Genomic DNA, 18613 nt, shown 5'->3' with positions numbered 1-18613 from the left:
TGGATTGTGACGGGCCGGTTGCGGCCCGTCGCCAAGAGATCAGGCGTCGACTTCTGCCGGCGGCTGTTCCATCGCGCCAACGTCGGCGCCGCTGTCGGCCACTGCGCCGCCGCGACCGGCAATCGCCGCACCGGCGATGGCGTCGCAATAAAGGCGCACTGCGCGGGCAGCGTCGTCATTGCCCGGAATCGGGAAAGCGATGCCGGTCGGATCGACATTGGTGTCGAGCACCCCGATCACGGGGATGCCGAGAACTGCGGCTTCCTTGATCGCCAGGTCTTCCTTGTTGGCGTCGATCACGAACATCACGTCGGGGATGCCGCCCATGTCGCGGATGCCGCCAAGCGACATTTCGAGCTTTTCGCGTTCGCGAGTCAGCTGCAGCACTTCCTTCTTGGTGAAGCCGCTGGTGTCGCCCGAAAGCTGTTCCTCGAGCGTCTTGAGGCGCTTGATCGAACCCGAAATCGTCTTCCAGTTGGTGAGCATGCCGCCCAGCCAGCGGTGGTTGACGAAGTGCTGGCCCGACTGGCGCGCAGCCTGCGCGATCGGATCCTGCGCCTGGCGCTTGGTGCCGACGAACAGCACCTTGCCGCCTGCACGGACGGTCTGCTCGACGAAGTCCAGCGCGCGCGCCATCAGCGGCACGGTCTGCGACAGGTCGATGATGTGAACACCGTTGCGGGCGCCGAAGATGTACGGCTTCATCCGCGGGTTCCAGCGGTGGGTCTGGTGGCCGAAGTGTGCGCCGGCCTCGATCAATTGCTGCATGGTGACGGTAGGAGCCGCCATAAGTAAATTCCTTTCCGGTTATGCCTCTGGAAAGCTGGAACCTCGTTGCGGTCATTCCCGCGAGAGGCACCGGTATGTGCGCCTTCCATGTGGATTTGCCCGCATTGACGGAAACGACATGCTTCCTGCTTTGCGAACGCCGCGCGCCCTAGCGGCGGAATCCCGAAAAATCCAGCCCGATTTGCGAAATTTCTCTTCCGCGGGGATTTTCCCGCTTGACGGGCCGGAACAAATAGGGAACTACATGCTGGAACAAACGTGGTACATCGCTATTGCAGGCTCTCACAAGGTGAATGCAGTGGCGCTAAACCGGGGAGATAGAACCATGCTGAGCTATTTGCTGATCGCCTTGTTCCTTGTGGCCGCCATCGCCGCAGCTGTCTCTCTAGCCGACAGTGCCCTGCGGTTCCGCCACGCATGGAAAGCTGCGCAGCGCGAACTGGCGAATGTGCGTAATGTGCCTGTGGGTGTCAGCGCCGGGGCAGTCGTGATGCTGCGCCCGGTCGCACCGGTCAATCAGCGGATGCGCGCTGCAGCTCTCGCCGCTGCTGCCTGATCTTGCCGTAGCGCATCAGCGCAAGCGGCATCAGCGCCAGATAGATCGCGCAGATCCCGGCAAGCGTCCACCACGGCTCTTGCAACAATGCGCCGAATGCCAGCGCGAATACGGCAATCACCTCAAGCCTGATGCTTCGCCGCGGCCGGATCGATTTCCAGCTGAAGGTCGCGATGTTCGAGATCATCAACACGCCGACAGCAGCCAGCCAGATCGCCACGAAAACCGGGTTGCGGAATTCCTCAACGCCGGTCGCGGTCCAGAGGTAGAACGGCACGAAGGCAAGGCCCGCACCAACGGGCGCCGGCACACCGGTCAGGAATCCGGCGGATTTGTGCGGTTGCTCGTCGGTGTCGATCTGCGCATTGAACCGCGCAAGCCGCAGCGCACAACAAATCGCAAAGGCCAGCGACGCGAACCAGCCAAGGCGCGGCAAGTCCTGGATCGACCAGAGATAGAGGATCAGCGCGGGCGCCACGCCGAATGAAAGGGAGTCCGCCAGGCTGTCGAGCTCCGCCCCGAAGCGCGACTGCGCCTTCAAAAGCCGCGCGATGCGCCCGTCGATCCCATCGAGCAGGCCCGCCAGGATGATCGCATAGACCGCAAGGTTCCAATCGCCCGATATGGCGAAGCGAATGCCGGTGAGGCCGGAAGCCAGCGCCGCGGCGGTAATCGCATTGGGAAGCATCGCGCGAAGCGAGAGCCCGCCCGGATGCTTGCCCACCGGCAATTCATCCTCGGCCGCCTTGGGCCCGACCCGCGGCGCGCCCTCTGCCGCGCCATCCTCGCGCGGCGCCTCAGTCACTGCGCGATGCCTTCGAGCAACTTCTGGCTGCCGAGCTCGGCCAAAATCGTCTCGCCCGCCACGATCTTCTGCCCCATCAGCACCTTGGGTTCGGTGCCTGCAGGCAGATAGACGTCAACCCGGCTGCCGAAGCGGATCAGGCCGACCCGCTGGCCCACAGCCACAATGTCACCCGGCTTTACGAAAGGCACGATGCGCCGCGCCACCAGCCCGGCGATCTGGGTGAAGCCGATCTTCAACCCGTCCTGCCGTTCGATCAGGAAATGCTGGCGCTCGTTCTCTTCACTCGCCTTGTCGAGGTCGGCGTTCATGAACTTGCCCGGGATATAGACCAGGCGCTGCACGGTGCCGCTGATCGGCGCGCGATTGATGTGCACATCGAACACGCTCATGAAAATCGAGATGCGCGTGACCGGCCCGTCGGGCAGCCCCGGCGCGCCCGAACCGTCATCGACCCGCAGTTCCTCCGGCGGTTCGACCTGCGCGATCATCGACACGAGCCCGTCAGCCGGAGCGACAATCACATTGTCGCCCTGCGGCACCACGCGTTCGGGATCGCGGAAGAAAGCGAACACCCCCGCCGACAGCAAAAGCATCGGCCAGCCGACGATTTCCCAATCGAGCAAAAGGAGTGGAATCAGGCTGAGTCCGATCGCGATCAGACCGAACTTGCGCCCTTCGGGGTGGATCGAGGGCCAGCTCCAGCTGACTTCGCCGCGACCCTTATTATCTAGTAATTGACCTGCCATGCCCCGCATCTAGGGCCTGTGGCGGGGCGCTGCAAGCGAAGCCTGTCGGCTGTGCTCAGGCGGTCTTCCGCACGAAGACGGTGCCCGCCGAATAGCCCGCACCGAAGCTGCAGATCAGCCCGGTGTCGCCCGGCGCCAGATCCTCGCTGTGCTGGTGGAACGCGATGATCGAGCCGGCGCTGGATGTGTTGGCATAGGTATCGAGCACGGTGGGGCTTTCATCCTCATTCGCTTCATGGCCTAGCACGCGGTGCGAAATCAGCCGGTTCATCCCCGCATTCGCCTGGTGCAGCCACAGCCGCCGCAGCGATTGCGGATCGATCCCCAGCCGCCCCGCTTCGTCGACGATCATCTGCGCGACCATCGGCACCACTTCCTTGAATACCTTGCGCCCTTCCTGGACGAACAGCTTGTCTGCCGTTCCCGCACTGTCCGGATGCGCGCGATTGAGGAAGCCGAAATTGTTGCGGATGTTGTTCGAGAATACCGTCTTCAGCTTCGTGCCCAGGATATCCCAATGCGCCGCCGGAGCGATCGCGGCATCTTCCACCAGCACCGCCGTGGCGACGTCGCCGAAGATGAAGTGGCTGTCGCGATCGCGCCAGTTGAGATGGCCCGAAGTGATTTCGGGGCTCACCACCAGCACGCTCTTCGCATTGCCCGCACGGATATAGTCCGCCGCGGTCTGGATGCCGAAAGTGGCAGAAGAGCACGCGACGTTCATGTCGAAGCCGAAGCCGTCGATGCCCAGTTCATTCTGGATTTCGATCGCCATCGCCGGATAGGCGCGCTGCATGTTCGAGGCTGCACACAGCACCGCATCGACATCTGCCGGATCGCGGCCTGCGCGTTCCAGCGCCTGCCGCGCCGCTTTCACGCCGATTTCGGCCATGATCGAAAGCTCGTCATTGCTGCGCTCGTCCCAGCGCGGCGCCATGATCGCCGGGTCCAGCACGGGCTCCTTGGCCATCACGTGGCGCGCCTTGATCCCGCTCGCCTTCTCGATGAATTCGACCGAGCTGGGCTGCAGCGGCTCGACCTCGCCTGCCGTTATCTCTGCGGCATGCTCGGCATTGAAGCGCTCGACATAGGCGTTGAAGCTGGCGACCAGCTCCTCATTGGTGATCACGTCACCCGGCGTGAACAGGCCGGTCGACGAGATGACGGGACGGTGGGTCAGTTCCATGTTCGCGTGGTTAATCCCGCAGGCGGAGATCGGCAAGGCGCGAACGCAAGCCTGGCGGTTTTGCGAGGAACGCCAAGTGCCAGGCAGGAAGGTGGTGGACAGGGCTGGATTGTCGCCTGCGGCGTCTTCTCGGCTGCGCCTCGAAACCGCACCAGCCGGTTTGCTGAGCAAACCGAACGCTGGTTCGCCGGAAATGAAGGAGGTCGTGGACAGGGCTGGATCGTCGCCTGCGGCGTCTTCTCGGCTGCGCCTCGAAACCGCACCAGCCGGTTTGCTGCGCAAACCGAACGCTGGTTCGCCGGAAATGAAGGAGGTGGTGGACAGGGCTGGATTCGAACCAGCGTACGCTTGCACGGGCAGATTTACAGTCTGCTGCCTTTAACCACTCGGCCACCTGTCCACACCATTCTGGCGGAAAATTCGGAGCCGCGCAGGCGGCCCCGTTTGCCGAGAGGCGCCCCTTTGGCGAAGCGACGCTTGCCTGTCAATGGTGCTGCTGGCAGGGGGAGCGCGAGACAGCACTTTGCGGAGATCGATGATGGCCAAGGGAGAGCGCAAGCGCGCGCTCAAGGGGCGAGCAGGACGGATGAAGGGCGGGCGCGGTTCGGGCCGCGCCTCCACCGGCAGCGTGCGGCTGTGGGGCCGCCATGCGGTCGAAGCCGCACTCAAGAATCCGGCGCGCCAGCACCGCAAGCTGTGGGCGACTCGCGAAGGGATCGATTCGCTCGACGGCGAACTGCCTGCCGACTTCCCGGTCGAATATGCCGATGCGGCCGACCTCGGCCGGCTGGTGGCGCGCGATGCGCCGCACCAGGGGCTGGTGCTCGAATGTGCGGCGCTCGAGGATGTATTCCTCGATGAAGTGATGGACGGGGACGCGGCGCGCCCGCTCATCGTCCTCGACCAGGTAACCGATCCGCACAATGTCGGCGCGATCCTGCGTTCGGCCGCCGCTTTCGGCGCAGCAGCGATCGTGACGCAAGACCGGCACGCTCCGCCCGAATCGGGCGTGGTCGCAAAGTCAGCGTCCGGCGCACTCGAGGTCGTGCCGTGGGTGCGCGTGGTGAACCTTTCGCGCGCGCTCGAAGAGATGGCGGAAGCCGGATATTGGCGCATCGGGCTGACCGGCTATGCCGAAGCGACACTCGCCGAAGCCCTGCCGACCGGCCCGGTTGCGCTGGTGCTGGGCGCAGAGGGCGCAGGGATGCGCCTGAATATCGAGGCGCATTGCGATGCCTTGGCCAAATTGCCCATTACCCGCGCAGTCGAAAGCCTCAATGTCAGCAATGCCGCTGCCATTGCGCTTTACGCCGTGGCAACCCGCCCGATTTGATCCAGATGGAGAGGACAGAACCATGACTGCTCCCACCCGCATTCGCGCCGCAGCAACGGCAACGCTCGCCGCACTTTCACTGCTCCTGACCGGATGCTTCGTGAGCCCGGGCAAATTCACCTCCGAGCTGGTGCTGGACCGTGATGGCAGTTTCCAGTTCACCTATGAGGGTGAAATCTTTTTCCTTGGCCTAAGCAAGCTGGCGCAGATGGGCATGACCGACGGGGAGTTCGAAGCGTCAACCTGCTATGACGACGAATATAGCGAACGGGAATGCACCGCAGAAGAAATCGCCGAGCAGCGCGCCGAATGGGAAGCGGGAGCGGCTGAGCGGGCCGAATCGGCAAAGAAAGAGGCCCAGAAGATGGCCAAGCTGATGGGCGGCATCGATCCGACCGATCCAGCTGCGGTCGAGGAAATGCGCAAGCTGCTGCTTCGGCACAAGGGATGGGAACGGGTGGAACACAAGGGTGACGGGCTGTTCGACGTCTCCTATTCGTCCAGCGGCCACCTCAGCCACGATTTCATGTTCCCCGTGATCGAGGATTTTCCCGCGGCCAATGTCTTCGTGCAAGTGATCCTGCGCGACGACGATGTCGTTCGCGTGAATGCACCGGGCTTCGCCGCCCAGGATGACTCCAACCCGATGGCCGCCATGGGTGGCGGGATGGCCGGACTCGCTGCCATGGGCGCCATGAAGGAGAATGGCGGCGAAGCAGGCGACATGGCGGATATCCCGATGATGGACGGCACCTTCGCCATCGTTACCAACGGGCGAATCCTGGCCAACAACACCGATGAAGGCCCGGCAGAAACTTCGGGCCGGTCGCGGCTCGAATGGAAGATCGACCAGCGCACCAAGAGCGCACCCACCGCGCTGATCAAGCTCGGAAGCTGAACCGGCGCCCCCTGCCAAGGGCAAAGGAAAACCCCGCCAGCTAGCTGCCGGCGGGGTTTCTTTTTGTGAGCCCGCGCAAAGGCGCCAGGGCTCGCCAATCGGTTTAGTTGACCGAATCCTTCAGGCCCTTGCCCGCCTTGAACTTGGGCTGGTTCGATGCCTTGATCGTCATCGGCTCGCCGGTGCGGGGGTTGCGCCCCGTCGAAGCCTTGCGCTTGGCAACAGAGAAAGTACCGAAACCGACCAGCCGCACTTCGTCGCCATTCGACAGTGCCTTGGTGATGGAATCGAACACGCCCTCAACCGCGCTCGAAGCATCGCTCTTTGACAGGCCGCTGGCGTCAGCGACCGCGCTGATCAGATCGTTTTTATTCATTATGGAAAACCCCTGTAACTCGACGGTGGATTTTTTGTTTGGCGGGACCCCGCCACGAAGCGCGCAAATTGAGACGTTTTTGACGGGGCTGTCAAAGGCAAATCGGCCCAAAAAGCGCCGTTTTCGGGGAATCCCGGACCGATTCCGCTGAAGCGTCAGGAACGGCTTGCGAACGTTCGGGGGTTAACCATGCCGTAGCGGCAGCGCCGGGGTGCAACGCAGCTCCGAGTCGCTGCGCTGCACCATTGCCGTGGTCGCCTCAGTGCGCGGTGGGCACGCCCTCGCCGCCCGGACCGGCCACGCTCGGCTGGCTCGCCAGATCGTCGGCCTCGCTCCACTCGATCGGCTCGAGCCGTTCGGTCAGGGCACGTTCGAGCACTTCGTCGACATGGCTCACCGGGATGATCTCCAGCCCTTCCTTCACATTATCGGGAATTTCGGCCAGGTCCTTCACGTTCTCTTCCGGGATCAGCACCGTCTTGATGCCGCCCCGCAGCGCCGCGAGCAGCTTTTCCTTCAATCCGCCGATCGCCAGCACGCGACCGCGCAAAGTGACCTCGCCGGTCATCGCGATGTCGGGGCGCACTGCGATCCCGGTGAGCGCCGACACGATCGAAGTGACCATGCCGATGCCCGCGCTCGGCCCGTCCTTGGGCACGGCGCCTTCAGGCAAGTGGATATGGATGTTGCGCCGCTGGAACAGCGAGGGCTTGATGCCATAGGCGGGTGCCCGCGCCTTCACGAAGCTGAATGCCGCAGCAATGCTTTCGCTCATCACGTCGCCCAGCTTGCCGGTCGACTTGATCTCGCCCTTGCCCGGCGTCGTCACGCTTTCGATGGTCAGCAACTCGCCGCCGACCGAAGTCCAGGCCAGGCCGGTGACTGCACCGACCTGCGGTTCGACCTCCGACACGCCGTGCTTGAACTTGCGTACCCCGGCGAAGTCCCCGAGGTTTTCCGGGGTGATGACCACGCCCTGCGCCTTGCCCTCGAGAATCTGGCGCAGGCTCTTGCGGCACAGCTTTGCGACTTCACGCTCCAGCGTACGTACGCCCGCTTCGCGGGTGTAGTACCGGATCAGGTCGCGCAAACCGTCGTCGGTCAGCTCGAATTCGCCCTTCTTCAGCCCGTGCGCCTTGACCTGCTTGGGCACCAGATGGCGCTTTGCGATCTCGACCTTCTCATCCTCGGTGTAGCCTTCGAGCCGGATGATCTCCATCCGGTCGAGCAGCGGCTGCGGCAGGTTGAGGCTGTTCGCAGTGGTCACGAACATGACGTCCGACAGGTCGAGGTCGAGCTCCAGATAGTGGTCCTGGAATTTGCTGTTCTGTTCGGGGTCGAGCACTTCCAGCAGCGCCGAAGCAGGGTCACCGCGGAAATCCTGGCCCAGCTTGTCGATCTCGTCGAGCAGGAACAGCGGGTTCGATGCCCCGGCCTTGCGAAGGTTGGTCACGATCTTGCCCGGCAGCGAGCCGATATAGGTGCGGCGGTGGCCACGAATTTCGGCTTCGTCGCGCACGCCGCCAAGGCTCTGGCGGACGAACTGGCGCCCGGTCGCCTTGGCGATCGACTTGCCGAGCGAGGTCTTGCCTACACCCGGAGGGCCGACAAGGCACAGGATCGGGCCCTTGAGCTTGTTCGTGCGCGCCTGCACAGCCAGATACTCGATGATCCGGTCCTTTACCTTCTCCAGGCCATAGTGATCGGCGTCGAGGATTTCCTGCGCCAGGCCGATGTCCTTCTTGAGACGGCTCTTCTTGCCCCAGGGCAGGCCCAGCAGCACATCGAGATAGTTGCGGATGACGGTCGCCTCAGCGCTCATCGGCTGCATGCTCTTGAGCTTCTTGAGTTCGGCCTGTGCCTTCGCACGGGCTTCCTTCGACAGCTTGGTCTTCTCGATCTTCTCGGTCAGCTCGGCGATCTCGTCGCCTTCCTCGCCGTCGCCACCGCCCAGCTCGCTCTGGATCGCCTTGAGCTGTTCGTTGAGGTAATATTCGCGCTGGGTCTTCTCCATCTGGCGCTTCACACGGCCGCGGATCTTGCGCTCGACCTGCAGCACCGACAGCTCGCCTTCCATGAAGGACATAACCATTTCGAGCCGCTTCAGCGGGTTGGGTTCGGTCAGCAAGGCCTGCTTGTCGGCAACCTTGGCGCTGATCCCCGCCGCAATCGTGTCCGCCAGTTCGCCGGCATCGTCGACATCGCTTACGTCGGTCGCCGCATCGTCGCCCAGCTTCTTGTTGAGCTTGGCATATTCGCCGAACTGTTCGACCACCTGCCGCATCAGCGCGGTCACTTCGCTGCCCGAAACGGTCTCGCCTTCGATCAGTTGGACCTCGGCCATGACATGGTTCGCTTCGACATTGAGGCCGGTCAGCCGCGCGCGCGATTTGCCTTCCACCAGCACGCGAACCGTGCCGTCAGGCAGCTTCAGCAGTTGGAGCACCTGCGCCACGACGCCGATGTCGTAGAGATCGTCGCGCCCTGGATCGTCGCAGCCCGGTTCGAGCTGCGCGAGGAGGAAAATGTCCTTGCTCGCTTCCATCGCAACTTCGAGCGCCGCGACCGATTTGTCGCGCCCGACGAAGAGCGGAACCACCATGCCGGGGAAAACCACGATGTCGCGCAAGGGAAGAAGGGGAAATTGTTGAGTCATAATAATCCGCGGCCGCCATTGGGGCTGGGCCTTTCACGGAATATGGGAAGCGCGCGGGCAGCCCGCAATGGGGTCCCTTCCTTCAGCTGTGGATGCCGCCCGCTCGCTTGCGGAAAAGCGCCCGGTCAGCCCGCTTGCGTGCTTCGGCCTCCGTATTGCTGTAGCAGCGCCAGTGCCTGCTTGCGCTCGACCCCGGCAATGCGTGTATCGACCGAAAGCAGCAGCTTGCCACGCTTGATCTGGCGATCGTAATATTCGGCAGAAACCCCGTCGACGTCATGGTCGGTCAGCATCTTCGCGATCGCGCCGCCGGTCGCGCCGATCACGCCGCTAACCGAAGCGACCGAAGCCAGTGCCGATGTGGCGATCGCACCTGCCGCCGCGACTGGCCCAACACCGGGCACCAGCAGGACAGCAAGGCCGAACAGTGCGCCGGCCACGCCGCTCCCCGCCACGATCCCGGAAACGCTGAGCGCGCTATGGCCTTCGGGCCATTCGGAATTGGGATCGCTGAAGTGGTTCGCCCGGCCCAGCAGCGACATCGCATCGGGTTCCACTCCGGCCTCCCGCAGCCCTTCGATTGCCGCTTCTGCCTGCTCGAAATTTTCGAACAAGGCAGTGACTACGTGCTCGCGCACGGATTGTTCGCTGGCGCGCGCTTCCTCGAAAGCCGCCGCAAATGCTTCTCGCTCGGATTCGCGGCGGAAGATCACCCTCAGCCCCGACGTCTCATGCAGCTTGGCGATACTGGGCGTCTCGACCGGCTGGAACAAGGTCCGCAGCAGCATGTCGCGCGTCGTGGGGCGCAATTGCTGGTCGGTGCCGCGATTGATCCATTCGACCGCCGCAGGACGCGGGTGATCGTCTCGCAAATAGTTCACCGCCGCCAGCTCTTCGGCCTTGATCACGTAAGCGGGTCTTGAATCGTCCGACTTTGCCATCGATCCTCGATGTTGGAGTTGGTCGTCCAGTGTGCAAGCGCCCCGAAGGGCGCCGCAGCGAACTCAATTGCGGAAGCTGGGATCGATCCGGTCGAGCTTGCGCAGCAGGGCCGGCCAGGCAAGGCCATTGGCGATCATCCCCATCCCCGCAGGCGGTGTTTGCGCCTTGACCTTCTCCGGCGTGCCCTGGGGTGGGTTGTAGAGATAGTCGCGCCCCGCAGAGAGCATTTTCACCTGCGCATCGCAGGCGCGCTCAACGAAATAGAGCCGCAGGAAGCATTCGCCGATAGTCTTCCCAATTGCCAGCGTGCCGTGGTTGCGCAGGATCATGACATGCTTGTCGCCCATGTCCTCGACCAGCCGCTCACGTTCATCCAGGTCGGTCGCGATGCCTTCATATTCATGATAGGCGACATCCGAGCTGGCGATCATCCCGGTCTGGGTATGCGGGAGCAAGCCTTCCTTCATCGCGCTGACGGCCTGACCTGCGGGCGTGTGCAAATGCATCACCGCATGCGCATCCTCGCAATTCATGTGCAGCGCCGAATGGATGGTGAAACCGGCCGGGTTGACCGGATGCGAGGTGGGGATCACCGGCTGGCCTTCGACGTCGATCTTGACCAGGCTCGAAGCGGTAATCTCTTCGAACATCATGTCATACGGGTTGATCAGGAAATGATGCTCGGGCCCGGGAACGCGCGCCGAAAGATGCGTGAAGATCAGATCGTCCCAGCCATAGAGCGCGACCAGCCTGTATGCCGCTGCAAGATCGACGCGGACTTTCCATTCCTCATCGCTCACCTGCGCCCGCACATTCGCATCCGAACCGGCGCCATTGTCGTTCATCAGAGTGGCCATCGCTATCTCTCCATTCGGTTTCCTGCGGGCTTATAGCACAAGCGCGCTCAACCCATGCCTGGCAAATTGAATCCCGGCGGCAAACCCATGCTGCCCTGGATCTTGCGCATCTCCTCGCTCGATACCCGATCCGCCTTGTCGCGCGCATCGTTGAAGGCGGCAGTGACGAGATCCTCGACCATCTGCTTCTCCTCGGGCTTCATAAGGCTCTCGTCGATTTCGACCCGCAGGATCCGGCCCTTCGCGCTGGCGCGCACCTTCACCAGTCCGCCGCCCGCCTGCCCTTCGACTTCGATCGCGTCGAGCTTGGCCTGCATGTCGTTCATCTGGGTCTGGATCGTCTCGGCGGCCTTCTGGGCTGCCTGGATCATCTCTTCCATCGATTTCACTTTACCGACTCCATTTTCCGCCGCCCTGGGCAGCAATGCCGGACTCGCTCAGAAGTTCCGCCTCGGGAAAGGCCTCGAACGTGGCCTTGACTAGCGGATGCTCGCGGATCGCGGCTTCGCGGCTTTCCTTGGCCGCCTGCTCCTGCTCGCGCAAGGTCGGAGCTGCCTCGCCCTGCCCTTGCTCGACCGTCCAGCGGCTCCCGGTGAGGCGGAACAGGCAATCACGCAATTCCGCCCCGGGATCGTCGGAAAGCCCTTCGGCGACCTGATAGACCAGCCGACCCGGCGTGAGTTCGACCACACGCACCCAATCGCGCATCAACTGCGCCAGCCGCAATTGCCCGCTGTCTTCGACCCGTTGCACCAGCCCGGCCCAGTCCGCCCCGGCGGAAAGCGCCGCGTCGCTCGGCTGCGAAGCGTCTCCGCCAGCGGGAGCCGCAGCGGCGGCGACTGTCACGCCATGCTCCGCCAGTTCCTCGATCTTCTTTGCCAGCTTGCCCGGATCGGGCATGTCGGCGGCATGCATCACCCGCAGCAGCGCCATCTGCGCCGAAACCAGCGGATCGGGTGCCTGGCGCACTTCCTCATGCCCCTTGAGCAGCAATTGCCACAGGCGGTGGAGCTGCGCTGCCGACAGGCGTTGCGCGAAGTCGGCCAGCGCCGCGCGTTCCTCGGCAGTGGGCGCATCGGGTTCCGCGCCCGAAACCTGCGCCACGGTGATCTTGTGCGTCAAATCCATCAGCCCGCGCATCAGCGCCAGCGGCTCGACCCCCAGCGCATATTGATCGCCCACAGCGGCGAGCAGCGCCTTTGCGTCTCCTTCGAGCACATGCGCGAGCAGGCGGCGCTGCGCGCTTTTGTCGGCCAGGCCCAGCATGTCGCGCACCCGCGCAGCCGTGACTTTTCCTTCGGCGTCCAGATCGGCATGCGCGATCGCCTGGTCCAGGATCGAGAGCCCGTCGCGCACCGATCCTTCGGCGGCATTGGCGATGATATGCAGCGCTTCGGCTTCTGCCTCGACGCCTTCCTTGGCGCAGATATTGGCAAAATGTTCCTGCAGCAGTTCGGCCGGGATGCGGCGCAGGTCGAAGCGCTGGGTGCGGCTGAGCACCGTCACCGGAAGTTTCTCGACTTCAGTCGTGGCGAACAGGAACTTCACATGCGCAGGCGGTTCTTCCAGCGTCTTGAGCAACGCGTTGAAGGCATTGCGTGTGAGCATGTGAACTTCGTCGATAATGTAGATCTTGTAGCGCGCCGAAACGGCGGCATAGCGCACCGCTTCGATGATCTCGCGCACATCGTCGACGCCAGTGTGGCTGGCGGCGTCCATCTCGATCACGTCGATATGGCGGCCCTCGGCGATGGCGACGCATGGCTCGCACTTGCCGCACGGATCGATCGTCGGCCCGCCCTGCCCGTCCGGCCCGATGCAATTGAGCGCCTTGGCGATCAGCCGCGCGGTCGAAGTCTTCCCGACCCCGCGAATGCCGGTCATCAGGAAGGCATGCGCCAATCTGTCGCGCTTGATCGCATTGGCGAGGGTCTTGACCATCGCGTCCTGCCCGATCAGCTCGGCAAAGGTCTGCGACCGGTATTTGCGGGCAAGCACGCGATAGGGCTGGTTGGCAGCCGGAGCGGCAGGCTTGGCCGCCACAGGCGCAACTGTCGGCTCAGGCACCGCAGCAGGCGCGGGATCGCCGAACATGGCCGATTGGCCCGCAGCCTCGAGCTCGGCGGCGCTCGGCTTGGCTTCCTCCTGCTCCTGTTCCCAGGGCGGGGTATCCGCATTTTCCGGTGAATCACCCATAAGCAGTTAGGTAGGCGCTGCGATCGAATTTGTCGAAGCCCCCTTTGCAGCCTATCCTCGCAAATTGCAGCATGCAGGGAGAGGCACATGCCAGTGAATGCCGAGCGGTACTCCGCCAACTATCAGGGCCCGGTCGTCGTCTTCGTGATCGGAATGCGAATCAACCACTTCCTCAAGTTCGGCAAATGGGTGCCGGTCGCCCGTTCGATGCGTCCGATGATCGAGGAACTGGCCGCCGATCCAGGCAGCGGCTTCCTGGGCGCCGAAACTCTGCGCCAAGGGCTGCGCACCGTGCTGCTGATCCAGTATTGGCGCGATTTCGAGAGCCTCGAAAGTTACGCGCGCGACCGCGACCAGAAGCACTGGCCCGCCTGGACCGCCTTTAACAAGGCGATCGGCAGCGACGGCACGGTCGGCATTTTCCACGAGACCTACAGCGTTCCCGCAGGCGGGTTCGAGACGATCTATGGCAATATGCCCGACTGGGGCCTTGGGAAAGTGGCTGGCCTTGTTCCTGCGACGGGATCGCGCAACGAAGCGCGCGACCGCATGCGTGCAAGCGCGGGGAACTGAACCGGCAAAGTAGTGAAAAAGGAGCCGGCCGACCCGTCGCAATCCACCTGGGCTGCTTCCTTCCGGACCTGACCCGGTGAGCGAACGCAAACGTCCGACCGACTCCCGGGCGCGCATATGGCGGCGAAGATGCGGTCTGGCAAGGCACTTGCCGGATAGCGCGTTTAGTCGAGCGCGATTCCCAATCGTTTCGTTTCGGCTTCCAGCGCCGCATTTAGCACGGCCAGCCGGTCCGCGCGACGCTTGCTGACCTGCCAGTCATAAAGATAGATATCTCGCACTGCCTCGCACATGGCCATACCGTTCCGCGTATCTTCTGCCTCGCCGAGCCGGTTACCGATTTCCGCTTGCCGTGTGAAATCCGCAACTTGCTCGGCCCTAGAGATGCCGGGATCGGCTTCGAGGAGGCTTTCGATTTGCTCATTGATCAGCCCACCCTTGTTGCGAAGTTGGTCGAGAAGCCATGCCTTAAGCATCTCGCCATATATGGCATCCGCCCGCAGATCGGGTACTTCAGCAACATGTTCGCTCAGTACGTCCTCAAGCCCCTTGAGGTTCTCCAGCGCGAGCAGATCTTCTCGAAAATCCGGTTTCGCGCAGTCGAAATTGGACAGGAAATTATCGACCTTCCGCAGCCACACAGCACCGGGATGGACCGGCTTCAGGTTCTTGGCCCCCGCCTGTTGGTAAGCCGGTTCGGCGGCACCCGCCTTCGTTTCAAGCGCGAGGTTGCCAGCTTGCGTCGGAGCACACGCCGCAACCAGGGACGCAATCAGAAGGACGCGAAGCATGGATTTCCCCGACAAGAACGGCAACTACGTGGCGAACCGCCTATCGATCCGCGATCGAAAGCGGACTCACAAGAATTCAAATGTAGCGGTGCATCGGCAGGCATCGCCGTGCCAAATTGCAGATCTAGCGGAAGTTGTCGGCGTAGGCCTGCAGTTTGAGCGCCTTTGGCGGGGTCGCATGAACGCGCGCGGCGATGCCATAGCGATCGGCATAGTCCTGCGCCGCTTCCTTGCACTTGAAGGTCAGCACCACCTGCGCCTGCGTATCGCCGCTGCCGGTCCAGCCCATCAGGGGATCGGGCCGACGCGCTTCGGACTGCTCGAATTCAAGCACCCATTCCTGCGTGCGGGCCTTGCCCGACTGCATGGCGTTCTTCGGTCGCTGGTAAATACGTGCGCTCATGGGAGGCCCTCTAATTCACGAATCGTCGCGTGAAAAGGCGTTCTTGGTCTTCAGGCTGGGCTTTTCCGCCCAGGGCTCGTCCGGCCAGCGGTGCTTGGGATAGCGCCCCTTCATGTCCTTTTTCACATCGGCCCAGCTGCCGCGCCAGAAACCGGGCAGGTCGCGGGTCGACTGGATCGGGCGGCCAGCCGGGCTGGTGAGCTTGAGCAGCAAGGGCGTGCGGCCGATCATCGGATGGCTGTCCAGCCCAAACAGCGCCTGCACCCGCACTTCCGCACTCGGCGCGTCGTCTCCCGCATAGTCGATCGCATGATGCGTGCCCGCAGGCGAAGCGAATTCGCGCGGTGCCTCCCGATCGAGCCTTTGCCGGCTGTCCCAATCGAGCTGCCCCAGCAGGGCATCGGTGAGCTTGCCTTTCGCAAGGTCGAGATCGCGCCGCCCGGCCAGCAGCGGCGCAAGCCATTCCGCCGCGCTCTCCCTCAGCGCTTCGATCCCCAGCGCCTCGATCCCGACGAATTGCGCGCGCGCCCGCAGCTCCGGAGGCAGGATTTCCCCCAGCCTGTCCACCGCCTTTTCCACCAGCTTATCCACAAGCGCCGCCGGATCGGGATCGGGGTCGGGGCCGCTCGCAAGCGTGATCGCGCCAAGCCGCCTTTCGAGCCTGGCCTCGACCCGCTTAGCTTCATTATTCCAGTGTATTACGGAACGTTTCTTGATCAGAGGCTGAAGATGGGTTTCGACCTCTTGCGCGGTCAATTCGGCCGCCGCGGTGATCCGCGCGCCCTTGGCCTGCCCCTGCGCATCGCCAATCACCAGCCACTCCGCCCGCGCGAGCGGCGATGCGGGATCGAGCTGGAAGCCCCTGCCCCCGGCCGAAAGCCATTGCTCGCCCGATTTGTCGCGGCGCTTCGCAATGAAGTCCGGTCGCGCAAAGGCAAGGTAGAGTGCGGGGTTGAGCGACTTCGCGGGGCCTGAAGGAACCAGCCGCTCGGCCGCCTTGGCCCAGCGCTGCGCCAGCTTGCGCGACGCATCTGCGCGCGCTCCGCGTTCGCCGTCCCAGCGTGAGAGCCGCTGCAGCAGGTCCTCCCCGCGGCCGCCCAGCCCGCGCTCCTGCAACAGCAGGACCAGCCTCGCCGCCTGTTCCGCCTGCCCCGCCTCGGCACCGAACAGCACTGCGGCGGTGCCGGTGGGATCGAGTGGAAGCGCAGCGATCTGCTGGCCGCGTTCGGTAATCCGTCCATCCGGACCGAGCGCGCCGAGGCGCTCAAGCTGGCTCCGCGCGGCTGCCACCGCCGGTGCAGGCGGCGCGTCGAGCCACATCAGCGATGCCGGGTCTGCCGTGCCCCATTTCGCCAGTGCCAGCACCAGCGGCGCAAGATCGGCAGTGACGATCTCCGGCGGATCGAATTCAGGACGCCCGGCGTGGCCGTGCTCTTCCCACAGGCGATAGGCGACACCCGGCCCCTGCCGCGCTGCGCGCCCTGCCCTTTGCGCCGCAGCCGCCTGGCTTGCCCGCCGCGTGACGAGATGCGTGGTCCCCGCGGCCTTGTCGAATTCGGCATGGCGCGCGAGGCCACTATCGACCACAACCGAAACGCCATCGAGCGTGAGCGAGGTTTCCGCGATGGCCGTTGCCAGCACGATCCGCCGACGCCCTTGCGGATCGCGGCGGATCGCGGCGCGCTGCCCCGCAGGCTCGACCTGCCCATGCAGCGGCAGCACCGGAACATCGGGCAGCCGCGCCTCGAGACGTTCGCGGGTGCGCTCGATCTCGCCTACGCCGGGCAGGAAAGCGAGAATGTCCCCTTCCTGCTCGCGCCAGGCCTGCATCACCGCATCGGCCATCGCATCTTCGATCCGCGCATCGGGCCGCGCACCGAGCCAGCGAATATCCAGCGGGTAAGCCCGTCCTTCGCTCTCGATCACGGGCGTACCCCCGCCCATCAAGCGGGAGAAGCGTGCACCGTCGATCGTGGCGCTCATCACCAGCACGCGCAGGTCTTCGCGCAGCACGGCGCGGCTTTCCAGAGCGAGCGCAAGGCCAAGATCGCTGTCGAGATGCCGTTCATGCGCTTCGTCGAACAGCACGGCGGAAACGCCCGCCAGTTCCGGGTCTTCAAGGATGCGATTGACGAAGATCGCTTCGGTCATGACGATCACGCGCGTCTTCGCAGACGTCTTGCTATCGAGGCGGGTGAGGTAGCCGATCGTCTCGCCCGGCCTCTCTCCCAGCAGTTCGGCCATGCGCTCCGCCGCCGCCCTCGCCGCGACCCGGCGAGGCGAGGTGAGGATCACCTGGCCGCTGCACCATTCCTCTCCCAGCAATGCAGGCGCGACCGCTGTGGTCTTGCCCGCACCGGGAGGTGCAACCAACACCGCCGCGCCGCTGGCATCAAGCGCGCGCAGCAGCTCGGGCAAGACAGCGTGGATGGGAAGCGAGGCGCTCAATACCCTCGCGCGACCGCGAATTGCGCGGCTTCGGCCATCGCCTGGCGCGCCTTGCTATCGGGGAAGATCGAGATAGCGTCGATCGCGCGTTGCGCGAAATGGCGGGCGCGCTCGCGCGTATCATGCACCGCGTTGTGCCGCGCCATCAGTTCGATCGCATGGGCAAGGTCCGCATCCGAAGTGCGGTGGCCCATGATCGCGTCTTTCCAGAACTTGCGCTCGTCCTCGCTCCCGCGCGCATAGGCGAGGATCACCGGCAGGGTCATCTTGCCTTCGCGGAAGTCGTCACCCGGGTCCTTGCCCATTTCAGCAGCGTCGGAATCGTAATCGATGGCGTCATCGACCAGCTGGAAGGCGACACCAAGGTTGCGCCCATAATCTTCCAGCGCGCGCTCCTGCTCTTCGCCGCATTCGGCCACGACGGCGCTAATCTGGCTGGCGGCGGCGAATAGGGCGGCGGTCTTGGCGCCGATAATGTGGAGATAGCGTTCTTCGCTGGTCTCGATCTGGCGCTGCGCAGTCAGCTGCGACACTTCGCCTTCGGCAATGACCGCGCTGGCATTGCTGAGGATGCGCAGCACCTTGAGGCTGCCGTCTTCGGTCATCAGCTCGAATGCGCGGCTGAACAGGAAATCGCCGACGAGCACAGTGGCGGGATTGCCGAAGATGATGTTGGCTGCCGCCTTGCCGCGGCGCAATTCGCTGCCGTCGACCACGTCATCGTGCAGCAGCGTGGCTGTGTGGATGAACTCGACCGCCGCGGCGAGCTTGTAATGACGGGTGCCCTCATATCCGACCAGAGCCGCGCCTGCGAGCGTCAGCATCGGGCGCAGCCGCTTGCCTCCGCCCGAAATGAGATAGCCGGCGAGGCGCGGGATCAGCGGGATTTCGCTCTGCATCCGCTCCAGGATGACCGCGTTCACCGCATTCATGCCGTTCGCCGTCAGCGACAGCATCGGTTCGAGCGAAGGCGGCTGCTTGCGCGGCAGGGGTACGATATCGGCGCTCATGCCTTGGGCCAATGGGGCGAGGATCGCGGCTTGGCAAGCGCAGAT

At 63.9% G+C, this 18613-nt stretch carries 18 protein-coding genes, 1 tRNA gene and 1 other RNA gene; 4 read left to right on the top strand and 16 right to left on the bottom strand.

Going from position 1 to position 18613, the window contains the following annotated elements:
• Window positions 1–39: 39 nt before the first annotated feature.
• Window positions 40–789, bottom strand: coding sequence for a 30S ribosomal protein S2 (gene rpsB / locus ACUJ47_RS01680; RefSeq protein ID WP_445536733.1), 750 nt, complete (start codon window positions 787–789; stop codon window positions 40–42).
• A gap of 118 nt (window positions 790–907) precedes the next feature.
• On the opposite strand from rpsB, the gene ACUJ47_RS01675 reads away from it, so the two are divergent.
• Complete coding sequence (locus tag ACUJ47_RS01675; RefSeq protein ID WP_445536732.1) at window positions 908–1345, top strand: hypothetical protein; 438 nt, start codon at window positions 908–910, stop codon at window positions 1343–1345.
• On the opposite strand, the gene pssA is transcribed toward ACUJ47_RS01675, so the two are convergent.
• The 4 genes from pssA to ACUJ47_RS01655 all read right to left on the bottom strand — a co-directional run bounded on the left by pssA (window position 1302) and on the right by ACUJ47_RS01655 (window position 4485).
• Window positions 1302–2075, bottom strand: coding sequence for a CDP-diacylglycerol--serine O-phosphatidyltransferase (pssA, locus tag ACUJ47_RS01670; RefSeq protein ID WP_445538837.1), 774 nt, complete (start codon window positions 2073–2075; stop codon window positions 1302–1304). The two genes, ACUJ47_RS01675 and pssA, sit on opposite strands and share 44 nt — an antisense overlap.
• 71 nt (window positions 2076–2146) lie before the next feature.
• Entirely contained in the window at window positions 2147–2899 is a 753-nt protein-coding gene (locus ACUJ47_RS01665; protein ID WP_445536731.1) for a phosphatidylserine decarboxylase, read from the bottom strand.
• Between the two features lie 55 nt (window positions 2900–2954).
• On the bottom strand, window positions 2955–4085 hold the full coding sequence (locus ACUJ47_RS01660) for a beta-ketoacyl-ACP synthase III (protein ID WP_445536730.1): 1131 nt from the start codon (window positions 4083–4085) through the stop codon (window positions 2955–2957).
• A gap of 314 nt (window positions 4086–4399) precedes the next feature.
• Window positions 4400–4485 (bottom strand) — tRNA-Tyr (locus ACUJ47_RS01655).
• Between the two features lie 138 nt (window positions 4486–4623).
• On the opposite strand from ACUJ47_RS01655, the gene rlmB reads away from it, so the two are divergent.
• Both rlmB and ACUJ47_RS01645 read left to right on the top strand, forming a co-directional pair.
• The gene (rlmB, locus tag ACUJ47_RS01650) at window positions 4624–5418 is read left to right on the top strand and encodes a 23S rRNA (guanosine(2251)-2'-O)-methyltransferase RlmB (protein ID WP_445538836.1); all 795 of its coding nucleotides are present in this window, start codon (window positions 4624–4626) and stop codon (window positions 5416–5418) included.
• 22 nt (window positions 5419–5440) lie between these two features.
• Window positions 5441–6316 (top strand): hypothetical protein, encoded by an 876-nt coding sequence (locus ACUJ47_RS01645; RefSeq protein ID WP_445536729.1) that lies wholly within the window; start codon window positions 5441–5443, stop codon window positions 6314–6316.
• Between the two features lie 103 nt (window positions 6317–6419).
• On the opposite strand, the gene ACUJ47_RS01640 is transcribed toward ACUJ47_RS01645, so the two are convergent.
• From ACUJ47_RS01640 to ACUJ47_RS01615, 6 genes are all read right to left on the bottom strand, one after another.
• On the bottom strand, window positions 6420–6803 hold the full coding sequence (locus tag ACUJ47_RS01640) for an HU family DNA-binding protein (RefSeq protein WP_445536728.1): 384 nt from the start codon (window positions 6801–6803) through the stop codon (window positions 6420–6422).
• Window positions 6804–6951: 148 nt separating this feature from the next.
• Window positions 6952–9348 carry an endopeptidase La gene (gene lon / locus ACUJ47_RS01635; protein WP_445536727.1) on the bottom strand — a complete coding sequence of 799 codons (2397 nt, stop codon included), beginning with the start codon at window positions 9346–9348 and terminating at the stop codon, window positions 6952–6954.
• Between the two features lie 125 nt (window positions 9349–9473).
• Window positions 9474–10289 carry a hypothetical protein gene (locus tag ACUJ47_RS01630; protein WP_445536726.1) on the bottom strand — a complete coding sequence of 272 codons (816 nt, stop codon included), beginning with the start codon at window positions 10287–10289 and terminating at the stop codon, window positions 9474–9476.
• A 63-nt stretch (window positions 10290–10352) separates the two neighbouring features.
• On the bottom strand, window positions 10353–11147 hold the full coding sequence (locus tag ACUJ47_RS01625) for a class II aldolase/adducin family protein (protein WP_445536725.1): 795 nt from the start codon (window positions 11145–11147) through the stop codon (window positions 10353–10355).
• Window positions 11148–11194: 47 nt separating this feature from the next.
• Complete coding sequence (locus tag ACUJ47_RS01620; protein ID WP_445536724.1) at window positions 11195–11536, bottom strand: YbaB/EbfC family nucleoid-associated protein; 342 nt, start codon at window positions 11534–11536, stop codon at window positions 11195–11197.
• A 1-nt stretch (window position 11537) separates the two neighbouring features.
• A complete protein-coding gene (locus ACUJ47_RS01615) occupies window positions 11538–13343 on the bottom strand; it encodes a DNA polymerase III subunit gamma/tau (RefSeq protein WP_445536723.1) in 1806 nt (601 codons plus the stop codon).
• A gap of 87 nt (window positions 13344–13430) precedes the next feature.
• Here ACUJ47_RS01615 and ACUJ47_RS01610 point away from each other — a divergent pair, with 87 nt between their 5' ends.
• A complete protein-coding gene (locus ACUJ47_RS01610; RefSeq protein WP_445536722.1) occupies window positions 13431–13916 on the top strand; it encodes a DUF4188 domain-containing protein in 486 nt (161 codons plus the stop codon).
• A gap of 14 nt (window positions 13917–13930) precedes the next feature.
• On the opposite strand, the gene ffs is transcribed toward ACUJ47_RS01610, so the two are convergent.
• From ffs to ACUJ47_RS01585, 5 genes are all read right to left on the bottom strand, one after another.
• Window positions 13931–14025: signal recognition particle sRNA small type (gene ffs, locus ACUJ47_RS01605), an RNA gene on the bottom strand.
• Window positions 14026–14080: 55 nt separating this feature from the next.
• On the bottom strand, window positions 14081–14707 hold the full coding sequence (locus ACUJ47_RS01600; RefSeq protein ID WP_445536721.1) for a hypothetical protein: 627 nt from the start codon (window positions 14705–14707) through the stop codon (window positions 14081–14083).
• Window positions 14708–14831: 124 nt separating this feature from the next.
• Window positions 14832–15110: an ETC complex I subunit gene (locus tag ACUJ47_RS01595; protein ID WP_354144653.1), complete on the bottom strand. Its 279-nt coding sequence runs from the start codon at window positions 15108–15110 to the stop codon at window positions 14832–14834.
• Window positions 15111–15125: 15 nt separating this feature from the next.
• A complete protein-coding gene (gene hrpB, locus ACUJ47_RS01590; protein WP_445536720.1) occupies window positions 15126–17558 on the bottom strand; it encodes an ATP-dependent helicase HrpB in 2433 nt (810 codons plus the stop codon).
• Window positions 17555–18568, bottom strand: a complete 1014-nt coding sequence (locus tag ACUJ47_RS01585; protein ID WP_445536719.1) for a polyprenyl synthetase family protein — start codon at window positions 18566–18568, stop codon at window positions 17555–17557. Before ACUJ47_RS01585 ends, hrpB begins: the two co-directional genes overlap by 4 nt.
• Window positions 18569–18613: the final 45 nt, after the last annotated feature.

This window comes from Altererythrobacter sp. Z27 (assembly GCF_052683155.1).
Note: the sequence above shows the minus strand (reverse complement) of the source record. Positions and strands in the feature narration are given on the sequence as shown.